This is a genomic window from Streptomyces sp. NBC_01525 (assembly GCF_045040405.1).
GTDB lineage: Bacteria > Actinomycetota > Actinomycetes > Streptomycetales > Streptomycetaceae > Streptomyces > Streptomyces benahoarensis.
Genome location: NZ_CP109398.1, coordinates 40,607 through 54,693, shown reverse-complemented (window position 1 = coordinate 54,693; position 14,087 = coordinate 40,607). Strand labels below are relative to the sequence as shown.

The 14,087-nt window shown below is 71.1% G+C and carries 13 protein-coding genes; 2 read left to right on the top strand and 11 right to left on the bottom strand.

From position 1 onward, the window contains the following. Positions 1–71: 71 nt before the first annotated feature. From OG422_RS31100 to OG422_RS31085, 4 genes are all read right to left on the bottom strand, one after another. Positions 72–608 (bottom strand): hypothetical protein, encoded by a 537-nt coding sequence (locus OG422_RS31100; protein WP_331759851.1) that lies wholly within the window; start codon positions 606–608, stop codon positions 72–74. A 301-nt stretch (positions 609–909) separates the two neighbouring features. Further along, the gene (locus tag OG422_RS31095; protein ID WP_405748147.1) at positions 910–2,196 is read right to left on the bottom strand and encodes a hypothetical protein; all 1,287 of its coding nucleotides are present in this window, start codon (positions 2,194–2,196) and stop codon (positions 910–912) included. Positions 2,197–2,329: 133 nt separating this feature from the next. Continuing rightward, positions 2,330–4,192 carry an ATP-binding protein gene (locus OG422_RS31090; RefSeq protein ID WP_405748182.1) on the bottom strand — a complete coding sequence of 621 codons (1,863 nt, stop codon included), beginning with the start codon at positions 4,190–4,192 and terminating at the stop codon, positions 2,330–2,332. Positions 4,193–4,683: 491 nt separating this feature from the next. Continuing rightward, the gene (locus OG422_RS31085) at positions 4,684–4,902 is read right to left on the bottom strand and encodes a hypothetical protein (RefSeq protein ID WP_331759846.1); all 219 of its coding nucleotides are present in this window, start codon (positions 4,900–4,902) and stop codon (positions 4,684–4,686) included. Between OG422_RS31085 and OG422_RS31080 the strand changes: the two genes are divergently transcribed. Both OG422_RS31080 and OG422_RS31075 read left to right on the top strand, forming a co-directional pair. Beyond that, complete coding sequence (locus tag OG422_RS31080) at positions 4,901–5,131, top strand: hypothetical protein (protein ID WP_331759844.1); 231 nt, start codon at positions 4,901–4,903, stop codon at positions 5,129–5,131. The genes OG422_RS31085 and OG422_RS31080 overlap by 2 nt on opposite strands. 599 nt (positions 5,132–5,730) lie before the next feature. Then, complete coding sequence (locus OG422_RS31075; RefSeq protein WP_405748145.1) at positions 5,731–7,131, top strand: hypothetical protein; 1,401 nt, start codon at positions 5,731–5,733, stop codon at positions 7,129–7,131. A gap of 270 nt (positions 7,132–7,401) precedes the next feature. On the opposite strand, the gene OG422_RS31070 is transcribed toward OG422_RS31075, so the two are convergent. The 7 genes from OG422_RS31070 to OG422_RS31040 form a co-directional block, all read right to left on the bottom strand. Continuing rightward, on the bottom strand, positions 7,402–8,127 hold the full coding sequence (locus OG422_RS31070; RefSeq protein WP_331759840.1) for an A24 family peptidase: 726 nt from the start codon (positions 8,125–8,127) through the stop codon (positions 7,402–7,404). Positions 8,128–8,180: 53 nt separating this feature from the next. Beyond that, positions 8,181–11,597, bottom strand: coding sequence for a LysM peptidoglycan-binding domain-containing protein (locus OG422_RS31065; RefSeq protein ID WP_331759838.1), 3,417 nt, complete (start codon positions 11,595–11,597; stop codon positions 8,181–8,183). Between the two features lie 5 nt (positions 11,598–11,602). After that, positions 11,603–12,064 (bottom strand): pilus assembly protein TadG-related protein, encoded by a 462-nt coding sequence (locus OG422_RS31060; protein WP_331759837.1) that lies wholly within the window; start codon positions 12,062–12,064, stop codon positions 11,603–11,605. 2 nt (positions 12,065–12,066) lie between these two features. Then, on the bottom strand, positions 12,067–12,513 hold the full coding sequence (locus OG422_RS31055) for a hypothetical protein (protein WP_331759836.1): 447 nt from the start codon (positions 12,511–12,513) through the stop codon (positions 12,067–12,069). Further along, positions 12,513–12,866, bottom strand: coding sequence for a TadE family protein (locus tag OG422_RS31050; protein WP_331759834.1), 354 nt, complete (start codon positions 12,864–12,866; stop codon positions 12,513–12,515). The genes OG422_RS31055 and OG422_RS31050 overlap by 1 nt, the downstream gene beginning before the upstream one ends. Before the next feature lie 64 nt (positions 12,867–12,930). After that, entirely contained in the window at positions 12,931–13,143 is a 213-nt protein-coding gene (locus OG422_RS31045) for a hypothetical protein (protein WP_331759832.1), read from the bottom strand. Between the two features lie 50 nt (positions 13,144–13,193). After that, on the bottom strand, positions 13,194–14,084 hold the full coding sequence (locus OG422_RS31040) for a hypothetical protein (protein ID WP_405748144.1): 891 nt from the start codon (positions 14,082–14,084) through the stop codon (positions 13,194–13,196). Positions 14,085–14,087: the final 3 nt, after the last annotated feature.

Here is a 14,087-nt window from a genome sequence, read left to right as displayed (position 1 = left end):
GTGACCCGCCCCGTCCCGGTGGGCCCGGACCCGGGCCCACCGGAGGTCCGGCTGCCGCCCGCCGACCGCTGTCACTGGTCCTTCGGGGCCGGGCCGTTTGTCTGCTGGGGTGAGTCGAGCAGCCGCCACCGGCCGGCCGCCCAGGTCAGTTTCAGGGTCTTGGTGTACCAGCTGGAGGTGACCGGCCTCGGCGAGTGGTGACCGGCCAGCCCGATGGCCCCGAGCGACCAGACTCTGACCGACGCAGTGTCGCCGCGGTACGACGTCACTGTCTCGTCGAGCGGCACGTCGCGGCAAACGAAGGTGTAGCCCGCGGGCGCGGCGCCGTCTTCGTCCAGGCCCAGCCGCTTGAACATGCCGGGCGTGTACGCCTGGTCGAGGCTGCGGCGGAGTTCGTCGACAGTCCCGGGGGCGTACACGTCGTCCAGGATCTCGTCGCGGTCCTGCTTGGTGAGCATCTTCTCCGAGCCGAGGAGGCCGACGATGTCGTCGGCGGCCTGGCGGGCCCCCTCCTGGGTGTGCGGGTGACGCGCCAGTCCGGAGTCGCTGCTCCCGCGGTTGACGAGGGCGATGGCAGCGAGCAGGAGCACAATGACGCCGACACTCACGACGAGCCCAGGCCCGGAGCGCCGTTGCCGGCGCTTCCAGGGAGATGCCGGGGCCAGGTCCGCCATAGGCACGGGCAGTTTCACCTCGTGGATCGGCTGGTCTCCATCACGCCTGTGCACGTCGTCTCCCCCCTCGGCCAGGTATCTCCTGGTGCGCCGTGTCAGTGCGAGCTCGTGTATCCCACGTAGGTTCCCACGATCGTCGCGACCACGAAGAACCAGAAGCAGCCCTTTGGCGTGAAGCGCACCATCTTGTATCGCCTATCTCTTGAACGTTCACTACTGCCTTGTGTGTTGGGGTTCAGGGCTCGTTGCGGTGGTTGGTCCTGAGCTCCGCGCCGGGGCGTGCCCTCGGGGTTGTGCTGGACGGCTCGGGTGAGCGGCTGCCGTGTGCGGCGATGCCGCTGGCCGCCTGCGTGGCCGGCTGTTGCGGGACGGGCTGGGTACGTTGCGGCGTGCGGTCGCTGTGTGCGGAGATGCCCTGCTTCAGGGTGCCGACGGCAGAGGTGAACGCGGGGCGGGCCTCGGCCTCGGCGTCGCGCTGGGCCTTCTGCCGGTCCATGATCTGGTCGCCCATGCCCGGGACGAACCGGCCCACCGCGAAGGTGGCGATGATCGCGAGGACGATGACCGCCAGGCCGGAGACGATGGTGCTGAGCTCGGACGATGTGCCGGTCTGGGTGTTGCTGATGGCGCTCGCCAGCATCAGCACGATCACCATGATCGGCTTGGCCATGATGATGGCCCCCATCAGCCCAGCCCATCGACGGACCTTCGGCCACAGCTGCTTGTTGACCAGGCCGGTGTAGACGATCGGCCCGAGGGCCGCGCCGACGTAGAGGATCGCGGTGCGCAGCGCCATCTCCAGCCACAGGACGCATGCTGCGGCGATCGAGGCCAGCGCGGCGATGATCTGAACCAAGGCCGGTCCGAAGCCGGAGCGGCCCTGCAGGGTGTGGGCGAAGTCGCCGAAGAACTTGTCGTTGGAGCCGCCGGCCTTGGCGAGGACCGCCGCGACGCCGTCAGCTGCGGCGGTCACGACGTGAAGTGCCAAAGGCGTGAAGGCGCAGGCCAGCACCGCCATCCACAGGAAACCGATGGCTTCCCCGAAGGCGGTGGTGAAGGGCACCCCACGGAAGGCCCGCGTCATGACGGCCCACAGCCACACCAGGAGCGTCAGGATCGTGCTGGCCGCGAACACCAGCGCGTACTGCTGGAGGAACTCCTTGCTGGTGAAGTCGACGTCACCGGTGGCGGTCACGGCGGCGTTGAGCTGCTTGATCACCCAGGCGGCGCCGTCCGTGCACGACTTCGTGATGGCTTCGAACGGGTCGAGGACGCCTCCCGAGCCCGGATCCAGTGGGCTGGAGCCCGACCCGGCGCTCGGCGGGTCATCGTCGCAGGCGTGGCCGAGCGGCGCCGCCATGTGCTCACAGGGATCGAACGAGTCGCTGGGCTTCGGATCCGGGGACGGGGCGGCTGGCGCCGCCAGAACGACACGGCCGACGGCCGGGGGTTCATCGGCGGCCACGGAGACGCCGCCGGTGCCGAGCACCAGTACCGTGGCCGCGGCCATTGCTGCGGCCACGCGACCGCCTATTGCTCGTACGGACACCAGGGCCTCCTCGAAACGGTGGTCACCGGGCCAGCATGGCGGCCGGTGTGCGGTGTTGGCCACGCCACCTCGGGGCGCGGCTGCGGGTTCCGGCCGGGCGCGAGTCTCATGCGTCCAGCTGGGTCAGGAGCGGCGCGGTGCGCTCGCCGCGGACCGAGGTGACGGCGACAACGGCGTGCTGGGCGGGCAGTTCGTGGGCGAGGTCGGAGGCCGACCACCTCTGACGGCGCTCCTGCTTGACGGTCACGGACTGGGCGGTGACGTGCCGACCGGTGACAATCTTCCGCAGACCGTGCATCACCCGGGTCATCGGCTCATCTGCCACCAGCTGCCGGTCGGTGACGGTGCGGGTCTCCACCCACGCCTCCCCCCAGGCTTCGCTGACCGGCGCCGCATCCCACGTCGTGACGCCCGCGCACACGATCTGGCACCCGACCCGGCTCAGCAACGGCCGCCGCAGCGGCTCCGGTACGTCGTTCAGGGTGCGCAGGGCGAGCAGCACACCGGCGTTGTTGTCCTGGAGGCGCTGCAGGCCGCGCAGGCCCTGGGCGGTGACGGTCTGGGCGGCGTCGTCCAGGACCAGGGCGGCGAAGAGGCTGCGGTCGGCGCGCGCGGCAGCGCAGGCGCCGAACTGCGCGAGGACGAGCCGGGCCATGATGCGGGCGGCCTCGGCGTGCGCGCGCTCGGGCAGCTCGATGCGGATACGCACCGGCTGGTCGAGGTGCCGCAGCGCGTACATCCGGCGCGGGGCCGCGCCGTCGCGGGGCGGGGTGAAGAAGCCCTCGAAGGCGGGGCGGTCCAGCAGCGCGATGCGGTTGCCCAGCAGGGAGATGACGTCCGCGGGTTGCTGCCCGTACGCCTGGAGCTCGCGGAGCTGGGCGAGGTGCTGCAGCCCGTCCAGGGCGGCGCGCAGGTCGTCGACAGCGTCCGGGACGCTCAGCAGATCGCGCAGCTCGGCGACGTCGGGGAAACGGTCGTGGGCGGCGCGGAAGGGGCCGAGGAGCTGGGCGAGCGCGGTGGCCGCGCGCCGGCTGTCCCCGCCGGGCAGCGTGTCGGCGACGTCGCCGACCAGCGCCTCGGCGAGCATCGCACCGGCCATGTCGGGGTCCTGCGAATCGGCGTACAGGTCCAGCCCGTGCCCAGCCGCCTGAGTTCCGGCGCGGACCACGGCGTCGAAGTTGCCGTGATCCGCGCCGCCGTGGTGGTCGGATGAAGTGACCCAGATGACCGCGGCCTGGCCGGCGAGGGCCTGCAGGCACAGGGATTCCACGACCGGGCGCACGATGCGGTCGGTCGTGCTCGACGGCCCGAGCGCGACGGCGGAGGTGCCGAGCAGGCTCGGGTCTAGGGCGACACCGGCGTCACGGAGTTCGGTCGGGTTGCGGTCGTCGTCGGCGACCACCCCGACGCGCACCTGCCGGGTGTGCAGATCGTGGTGCCCGGTACGGCGGGAAAGGTCACGCTTGCCTGAGCCATGCGGGCACGCCGCCGCCCCGCGGGCGAGGATGTCCCGGACGTTATCGGTGCGGGGGAGGGACTTCCATGCGTGGGTGATGCGCGCGTGGTCGACGTCCGTCACGCGGCCGGCCTTCAGCTCCCGGTCCAGCAGATCGGCTGCGTTGGTCGCACCGTCCGCCCGCAGCTCGGGCCACGTGGAGGGGTCGACGTGCGGGGGCAGCGGCGCGGCCGCACGGCGGGCAGCCGGTCGGCCACCGGCGCGGGACCAGGCGCGGCGGGCGAGTTCGGGCCAGCGCCCCAGCCGCCCGAAGACGGCCACCAGCAGCAGCCCGATCAGGCCGATGTAGATGTTGCCGGCGACGACGTAGGCCATGGTGCCGTGCCAGTCGTTCGGGACGATCGCCAGGAACGGCCAGAGCCAGTATTTGCCCAGGTAGCCGTTCCACAGCAACGACCACAAGAGATACCCGGCCAGGAAGGACAACACGGCTCCACGGACGAGCTGCCTCATGGGCACGTGCGCCGGATCGTCGGCAGCGCGGGGCGTGTGCCCGGCACGCCAGATCCCCGGAGGCGCCTCGGGGCGCGGCAGCTGCAGCCAGGCCACGAGCGACGCGGTCGCCGGTGGCAGCTTCCGGGGCATCGGCGGACCGACGGGCTGCGCCAATGTTGGTGGAGACGCCGGTTCCCGTCCGACCTCGTGTTCCGCCATGTCCCGCCCCTCGCATCGCCGCTGTGACATGCCAAATCTACCGCCGCCATGTCACACCCTGTCAGGGGCGGAGAGCAGCACCACACTTGGTGCACCGTACGTACCCGCCAGCCAGATGCAGTGCACGGGAATGTGGGTCGGCCGCCGCCGCAGCCGTCCGGTGGGACTGGACGACACGCAGGCTTCGCCAGGGTTGATGCCGTCGTCCGCCTGCCGCCCAGATGAGGGCTATCAGCGCTGCGACCTGCGGGTATTGGGCAGGGTATGAGAAGGGGCAATCGCCCTTGCCGCTATCCGCCGACGAGGACTTCGGTTACTAGCGTGCCGATGAGAAGGAACGGCCCGAACGGCATCGTGCTCGTGCTGCTCCGCCCGCGAAGCAGCAGGATGACCGCGGCGACGGCGCCGAGCGCGTAGCTCAGCACAAGGCCAAGTGGAGCGGCCGCCCAGCCGTGCCAGCCGAGCAGCGCACTGAGCGGCACTGCGAACTTCGCGTCCCCGAGGCCCATGCCCCAGCGCGAAGAGGAAGAACAGCACGCCGCCCGCCGCCGCGACGGCCACTGCGCGCGGCAGGCTCCCGACCTTGCCCGCGGCGGCCGCGACGGCGAGCAGCACGAGGACGCCGACGGCGGCCGGGAGGGTCAGCGCGTCGGGAAGCCGGTGTACGGCGCTGTCAATGAGGAACAGCACGGCGCCCAGCAGGGCCATCCAGGACTGGGCGGCGGCGTACCAACCTGAGGCGCCGCTGGTCGCGACGGCGACGAAGGCAGCCGCTGTGGCAATTGTCCGGTGCAGAGGTTGCTCTTCGGCTGGAAGTGGCCCCGCGGACGGGCCAGTGTGCCGTCGCTGCGGCCAAGGAAGTCAAGAAAGAACGCGAGCGGCAGCAGGGCCGGTCGCACCTGAGGTCGGTCACCCACCACACGCGACCAGTCGGCCCGTGGACACGCATCGGCCACGGCCCGCGTACGCAACTGCTGCCACAGTGGGCCGTGGCTGATTGGCCGACGAGCCTCGCTCCACCTGATCGGCCATGGCCGATCCGCCCTGTGGCCGATGGCCGAAGTGCCGGAGCCGCCCACGCGCACGGATACCCCATGACCAAACCTCGCCCCGCGGCGCACCTGCGGGGTATCTGACGAGGGTAAGCATCTAAGCATCTGGGTATCCCGCTCTGCGCATGGCGCAGGCTGCTGTCCCCATCGGCCATCCCAGCCAGCTATTCACCGCCGTATCCCGCTCGGCGGTACACAGGCCAAAGTAACCCCCCAAGTCGACCGGCGCGCGTCGGCAACTGCGGGAAGATCGGGTGTAGCAGCCATCAAGGAGTGGGGGAGCGGGTGGGGAAGCCGCAGAAGAAGCAAGGGGTGCGGATTCCGTGGGTCCGGGACGCACGGGACGACGACTACGACCGGTTGGCCATCGACATCAAGCCCCACCCTCCGTACGCCATCCCGCTGCGATGCGGTGGCTGCGGCGTCCAGGTCTCGGTGCGGCATGCGAACGCCGATGACCCAGACTCCCGCTCCTCGCACTTCTTCACGATGCCGGGCCGCAAGCACAATCCCACATGCAACTTTGATCTCCCGCGGCGTGGCAAGGAACTGGTGGATTCCTCGCGGGGCACCATCGTCCGGCGCGAGGGTCAGTGGCGGCTGAAGTGCCCGCCCCTGACCCGCCCCGGCACCCGCGGCGGAGCCAAGAGCGGCAGCACCCCACCGCGGTCGCCGCGCGCCACAAGCGGTGGTGGCAAGCCCGTCGTCAGCAAGCTGCGCGGACCGGCCATCGCCTCCGCCGCGCGCATCGTCCAGCTTCTGAACTCCTTCAAGCACGATCCGGAGACAGTCGCCCAGTTTGCTGCGGTAGCTCCGAGCGGTCGACGAAACATCCCGTGGGACGAGTTCTGCGTGGGCCCCGCCACCGCCCACCAGCTGGCGCAGAAGCTGGTCGATGGCACGGCCGGGCAGATACCGCGCGCCGTGTGGGGGCCGGCGAGGACGGCGAAGTCGACCGGCCAGCGGCGTGACAGTCACGTCGTGATGTACGCAGCCCGGCACCCGGTCCTCATCGAGGGCCGACAAGTGAAGGTCAACGTTGCGGTGCGCTGTAAGACAGGGGAGTGGATCGGTGCCAGCACGTCCTCGGGGGAGTTCCTCGGCTACGGCTATTGGGAGCTCTTCCCGAAGGGCGCGGACTGGGCGCAGAAGGCTGCCGATCGCGGCTGGATTGAACTGCAGCTGTGGGTCAAGGAACCGTGGCAGGTAGAGCGGTGGGGCGGCTCCGTCTCCCCATCGAAGCCCAAGCCGATTCCACCTCGGCGTCCGCCCGCCCCGGCACCCGTCGACAGTGATCTGGCTCCGACAAAGCCGTTCCGCCCCGCCGAGCAGAAAGAGCGCACGGCCCAATCCGCCGCACGTGCCGACGAGCCCGAGCAGCGCCCCGCCACGCAGGCCGCTGTCGCAGCTCCGGACATGAGCGATTCAGGAGCGGAGCCCGTCGTCCGTCCCACCGCCCAGACGGACCCGGGTACGAACGACCCGCTGCCCACCCTGGACCCTCAGACGAGCGAGACACCAACGCCGGCGGCTGAAGATTGCCCAGCGCCCCATGTACCCCATGCGGCCGTGCCTCCTCCAACTACAGCTCCGCGTTTCCCGCCGCCTCCGTCATGCCCGCCCGCGGTCGTATCCTCGCCGCGGACCCGCGTACGGAGTTGGCTGAAGCGTCTGCGCGGCCGCTGACGGTCATGCCGTTGCCCGCGGGGGCTTGGCCGATCCGCCTCGTGACTGATCCGGATTCCCTAACCGGCCATGAGCAATCAGTCACGACGCGGGCCGATCGGCCACGGCCGGCCACCCCGTGGCCGATGGCCGAAATCCCGGAGTCGGTCATCGGCCACGCCGTGGAACGCGGGGACCTGAGGGTATTCGCTGCGGGGTAAGCAATGGGGTAGTCGGGCAGTGCCCGGACCACGGGTATGCGAATCAGATGCTGTGACGGCCAGCCGGAGGTCAGGTGGTTGTGGTGAGGGCGGCGAGCGTGCCGATGATGAGGAACGGCCCGAAGGCCCGTGTGCTCTTGCGGTGTCCGCGCCGGGTGAGCAGGAGCAGGACTGCCACCGTGGCGCCGAGGAGATAGGTCAGGACGAGAGCGAGGACTGCGGCCTGCCAGCTGTGCCACCCGAGCACCGCACCGAGGGAGAGCGCCAGCTTTGCGTCGCCCAGCCCTGTGGTGCCCAGACCAGCGAGCACGGTGAACAGCCCCCCGGCCACCGCCGCGACAACCGCGGCACGCAGAAGGCTCCCGGTCTCGTGGTGAGCGGATGCGGCGCTGAGCAACACCAGCGTGCCGACAGCTGCGGCCAGCGTCAGTAGGTTCGGCAGCCGCTGCACTGCGCTGTCGATCAGCAGAAGGGCGGCCCCGAGGAAGGCGATCCAGTACTGGGCGGCGGCGTACCAGCCGACAGCTCCACCGGCCGCGACCACAGCGAACGCGGCGGCGGTGGTGAGCTCCGGCAGCCACGGCGCGCACAGCCGCGCACGGCAGTTGGGGCAGCGGCCGCCGGGCGGAAGCAGCCGCAGGGTGTGGGGGCCCCACGTCGGCACTGGCCGCGGTGAGCAGGCCGGGCAGGTGACGTCAGCGGGCTGTCCGGCCGGTACGGCGAGGGCGACGACGAGCGGGCGCAGGCCAGCTCCGGCCACGAGGCCCACGAGCGTGGCCAGCAGCTGGCTGAGCATGCGGCGTCCTCTCGTGCTGCGAGACCGGTGCGCGACGACCCGGGGCGGTTGGATCAGGCGGACTTGCTGAGCTGGGCCAGGATTTCGGCGGTGGACTCCTCCATGTCGACGCCCAACTCCATGTTCAGGGTGTCGAGCTTCTCCGCGGCCCGCTCCAGGGCGTCGTAGTTGCCGAGGGCGGCGTAGATGCGGAACAGGATGCGGTACAGGTTCTCCATCTCGGGCGCCGCGTCCAGCCCCTTGGTGGCCGCCCACAGTGCCCCGCGCGGATCGCACTGGGCCAGGCAGTGCTCGGCCAGGTCCGCGGCTGCGTCCACGATCGCGGAAGTCATGTCCTGGGCTTGGTGCTCGGCCCAGGCGTAGCGCCGGCTGTTCACACCGGAGAACGGCCGACCCCGCACGAGTTCGAGTGCAGCACGCAGCTGGGCTGCGGCATGCGGCCCGGGGCTCTTGGCGGCGGCCGCGGTCAGACGCTGGAACCGGTGCCAGTCGGACTCGACGGCCGGGGCCAGCGCGTAGCGGGCGTCGCTGGTGGTGGCGATGGGCGGGAAGAACGGGCTGCCGTCCTCGTCGGTGCCCAGCCACGTCCGCAGACGGCTTACCGTGGCGTTGCGGTACTTGCGGGCGGTCTCCCGGCCGGGCCACATCGCCTCGTCCACGGAGTGATGGTCCAAGTTCGGGTGCAGTACCAGCCACGCGGCCAGCTCGATGCAGGTGCGCTTGCGCTTGGACTCGATGCTGCCCCGGGCACCTTCGATGTCCACTGGACCCAGCATCCGCACCACTGGACCGTCGCCCGCGGCGTCCACCGTGACCTCGGGCTCCGGCAACGGCTCCGGCGTCTCCTCCAGGAGCGTGACGCGCCCGTGTACGGCCGGGCCATGGTGCTGCGCCGCAGCTGTGGAAGAGCCGGACGGAGTGGGCTCGTTCATCTCGTCGACGGTGGGCAAGCCGTCAGCATCCTCGCCCTTGGTGTCGCCCACGGGGGCAGGAGCCTGGTCAGCTGCTTCGGTGGGCGGCTCGTCTTCGTAGACGGCGAACTGGGCCATCAGGTTCGGTACCTGAGCCGGGGGGCTGGACGGGGCCACTGCCGGGGGAGCGACGGGCGTGGCCGCGGGCTCATCCGCTGCCGGCGTGTACTGCGGTAGGTCGGGGACGGCCTTCGGGGGAGTGGAGGTGGGCTGGGCGGCGGGGACGTCGTCCGCGCGGGTCGTCGCCAGCACCTCGAGCGCGTAGGCGTAGTCCTCGTCGCTGAGCGCCTGGACGTTGCACAAGACCTCCACCTCGGTGCCCGGCAGCAGCAGCGTGACCGGCCCGGCCGACGTATCGGCCTCCACCACCTGGGCCCCCGGCAGGGCAGCCGCACCGCTGCCGGTGGTCACCAGCGCGGTCGCCGACCGCGGATAGTCGGCAACGACCTGCCGCAGATCCTCCAGCTCCGCCCCCGCGACGTCCCCGGCCTCGGTGTCGGAGAACAAGAGGTGCGGGCTCCACGCAGCGGCGGTCTCCTCACCGGTCCGTGCGCGCCGCAGACCCGGTGCTCCCATGACGGCCAGGGCACGCTGCTGCTCGGTGTGATGCGCCCGGACAGCGGCCCGCGCGCTGGTGATGTCTGCGTGCTCGATGACCCGCTCGGGCAGCTCCTGGCGCAGGCCGGGTGCCGACGGGCTGATGGCGGAGACGGTGAGGTGGTCGGCGAATTCGCTGGCGGCCAGCTCCAGTGCCAGGGTGCGCAGCACCCGGCGCCGATCGGGCCCGGTGAGGTGGAGGTGGCCGACGTTCTCCAGGTCGAGCAGGATCAGGTGGCCCTGCTCGTCCCACCCGAGGGAGGCCAGCGTCGGATAGGGGGCTTCGACGTCGTCGGTCTGCGCCTGGGGCAGCAGGTCGCCCCCGCGGGTTGGGCAGGTCCACCGCTGCAACGTGTCGGGGGCCGCGGTGAAGGGCGGCACGGGGGCCGCCGGTTCGGTCAGGTGCAGCACGATCTCGCGCGGACCGATCACCGCGGCGGACAGCGGCGGCAGCTCTCGGCCGGCGGCGGTGAGGTGGACCGCCGCGGTACGCAGGGCCCCGTCGAGCATGGTGGTGTCCAGCGCCGCCTCAGCAGTACGCAGGTTCTGCTCGGTCACCGCGGCCCCGTCTTCCGGCAGGGCGATGCGGCGGCCGCGGTGCCGGCGGCGCTGCTGAAGGATGCGCCGGGTAGCCACTGCGGACAGCAGCGCGGCCGCCAGGACCCCGCCCCCGATCGCGGCGATCTGACCGGAGTTGGACCGCCCCGAGTCCGTAGCGGGGGCGCTCTGGTGCGGCGCGGGAGTTGCTTCCGTGGGGGAGTGCGGGGTGGTGGGCTCAGCGGTCTCGGGCGCAGCGGGCTCGTGCTCGGGGGCTGTCGTGTGCCTCTGCTGCTGCCCGGGGAGGGCCTTGTCTCCGGAGGCATCGGACGCGTGGGGTGCCGGCTTGGTCTTCTCGCCGTCGGTGCCGTGCTGCTGGTGCTCGTGATGAGGCGTGGCGGGGCGTGCGTCGTCCGGTTCGGGCGTGTGCTGTTCGTGCTGTGGGGCCGCGCCTTGGTGGTGCTTGTGGTCCTCGGCCGGCGGGGCGGGCGTTGCCTCTTGCTGTGGCAGGTCGACACGCTGGCCGGGGTAGATCAGGTCGGGGTCGTGGATCGTGTCTTTGTTCTCGGCGTAGATGTCGGTCCACCGGTCGCCGTCGCCGAGCTTCTTCTGCGCGATGCCGGAGAGCGAATCGCCCGAAGCCACCGTGTACGGCTCGGTCTTCGCCTCATGGCGCGTGCCGGTCTCCGGGGCGGCCGCTGCGAGTTGGGTGTGCACGCCGCTCGCGTCAGCGGGCAGGTTGACGACGGTGCCGGCGGGCAGCGTCGCGGTCTGTGGCAGTCCAGGGTTCAGGGCGCGGATTTCGGCATGGCGGCGTCCATCGCCGAGGTAGTGCTCAGCCAGGTCCCAGACGGTCTCGCCTGTGGCGCCCACGGTGTGCCGGGGCCCGGCGTGGGTGGCCTTCTGCGGGGTGGGCGCATGCGCAGTGGACGGGCCGGGCGCTGCTGTGGCGCCGTGGGCAACCGCGGTGGCGGGGGTCGCGGCGATAGCGGTGGCCGACGGGAGCACCAGCAGGCCGCCCAGCAGCACCGCCGCAAGACGCTGCGGTGCCGCCAGGCCCCGCACGCGCGGTGCAGTGCGGTGGCGCAGGAGGGCTGCGCCCTCCACGACCAGGGAGGTGATGAACCATGCCCACAGCACCCAGCACACCAGCGTGATGGCGGTGAACAGGACATGCCCGTCATCCGGCGCCATCAGCGCGTTGCCGATGTCTCCCATCGAGGGCACGCCGGCGGGCAGCGTGCCGATGCGCAGCAGCGCGAGCGGCAGGCCTGCGACGAGCGCGGCGAGGGCCACCAGGCTACCGGTGATGCGTACCAGGGTCAGCGGCCAGGGGCGGCGTGTGAGGGAGGGGGGGTGGGGCATGTCAGTCAGTCTCCGACCTGGTGGACGAGCTGGGCGGTGCCGTGTCCGGTGACGGGCAGTGTGGGGCGGCCGACGCCGACGAGCATGAGGCAGTGGTAGGTGTCGGTCACGCTGACCTCCAGGCGCTTGCCGCTGCCGGAGACAGTGACGGTGCCCTCCACCCCGGCCTGGTGCAAGAAGTCTCTGGCGACGGAGGCGGCGGCTTCCGGGTCGACGACGACCTCCCCGCCCGGGATGGCCTTGCCGACGTCGATCTGCTGACCGCCCGCCCGTGCTGCGGCGTTGGCGACATCGTCGGCGTGCGCGGAGGCTTTGAGCTGCCCGCCGCCGTCCACGACGAGGGCCAGCAGGACGAGAAAGACTAGGCCGACGATGATCCAGAACAAGGTGGTCGAACCGCGGTCACCGTCTGCGCTGTGGACGAGGCGGCGGAGAAACCGTCGGAGGGCGGCGGGCAGGGGCAGCATGTTCACTCCGCGCGGTCGGCGTACTGGTCCAGCGCGCTCGTGGCGGTGGCGGTGAGCGTCTTGGAGCCGGGCAGGCCCGGGACCGTCAGCTGGGAGAGCGGGATGGTGCAGGTGACGGTGGCGGTCACGCTCGCGGCTTGTCCGAGCGGCGCGTTGAAGGAGGTGGTGTCGATGCTGACGGTCCGGCTGGTGCAGTTGCGGTCGTCCTGGCGCAGAGCCGCGGTGGCGGCGGCGAGGCCGCGGGCCTGGGCGGTATCCGCGTCGGCGGCCTGCGAAGCAGCGCGAGCCGCGCTGTTGGCCGCATTGTCGACGGAGCTGTCGAATACCCCGGCGAGGCCGTAGGCGGCGAGCAGCCCCAGGAAGGGCAGCAAGAACGTCACGCAGATGACGGTCTCCAGGGTGTAGGTACCCCGGTCGTCCCGCCAGCGCAGGCGGCGCAGCAGCATCATCACGGCCCCACATTCCAGCGCTCGACCGGCACCTCGGCCGACTTGGTGATCTGCGGGGTCCAACCCGGCACCAGCGAGAGGCTGGTCCCGGTCACGGTCACACGGACCCGGTCGGCGGTGGAGCCGGCCGAGGAGACGTTCGTGCCCTTGATGAGGTGGATTTCGGCGAGCCAGCTGCGGGCACGGGCGGTGCCGTCAGCGGGGGATGCCTGGTAGGCGGCGCCGGCGGTGGCGGCCTTGCGGGCAGCCGTGAGCGCGGCCTCCTGGGCCAGGTACCACATGCCCAACTGCAAGCCGGCGCACAGAATCAGCATGATGACCGGGGCGATGATGGTGAACTCCAGCGTCCCCATCCCCTCCTCGCCCCGAGCGCCTGCGCACTGCGCGCGCCACAGCTGCCTCCAGCTCTGCCACATGTCAGAACGAGCTCTTGAAGGTGTTCATCAGGTCGTTGAACTTGCCGTTGAACGCGACGCCGAAGGCGGTGGCGGCGACTATGAGGACGGCGCCGATGATCAGCTTCTCCAGGGTCTCCAGGCCGGCGTCGCTCCGGGTGCTCGTCATGCGGGCAACGGCGGTCAGCCAGCGGTCGGTCAGTCGGGATCGCAGGGTGCGGGCGGTGTGCTTCATGGGAATTTCCCCCTTCGGTGGTCAACTTCTGATCGATGCCGCCGGAGCGGTCAGGTACTGATGAGGGTCTGGAACAGCGGATAGCCGAGGGTCGCGAACAGCACGACGAACAGCACCGTGCCCGGCACCACGCTCTTTTCGGAGTCGGCGTTGGCCTCGGCCTGGACATCGGTCTGCAACCGCTTGCGCAGGGCCTTGGCCTGCGTCTCCAGCGCCGCGACGATCGAGGCGCCCTCGCCGCCGGCATGCGCGAACGTATCGGCCGGTCCGGCCATTTCGGGGACGTCCAGCTGCTCGGAGAGCGCCTTGAGGGCATCCCATGGCGGGGTGCCTGAGAGCCGGGCCTGGTCCAGCGCGGTCCGGATCCGGACGTAGACGCGTCCGTCCCCGACGGCTGCTGTCTCGTACAGGGCACGTTCGGCACCGGAGTGCGCACCACGCTGAAGCCGGGCCCGCTCCATCAAGGACGCCACCGCATACCGGTACTCCAGCCGCACCTTGGTCGCCTTGGAGCGCACGTTGGTGTCGGCGGAGACCCACATGATCGCCGCGAAGAGGAAGCTGACGAACAGCGGCACCACGAACGGCAGCGGCACGCCGAGCAGCGCGGCCATGGCCAGAGCCATCTGCGGCATCGCGAACCCGCCGATGGCGCCGATGACCTTGTCACCGACGTGTTTGGCAGGCGAGATCCCCAGCACATCCAGGTCCTTGCGCGGCACCCCCACCCGGTCACCGGCGGACCCCAGGACGCGCGTGCCGACCTGCTCGGTCCAGATCACGCTGCGCGGAGCCCCCGGCGCCGTGGAGTTCTCCGGGGCCGGAGTGGTGTTCTCCAGGCGGTCGAGGACGGTGCCCAGGTCCGGGCGGGACGGCAGCAACTCCCGGACCACCAGGAAGGCGCCGCCGCCGATCATCGCGCCATACACAGCGCCTGCCATCGA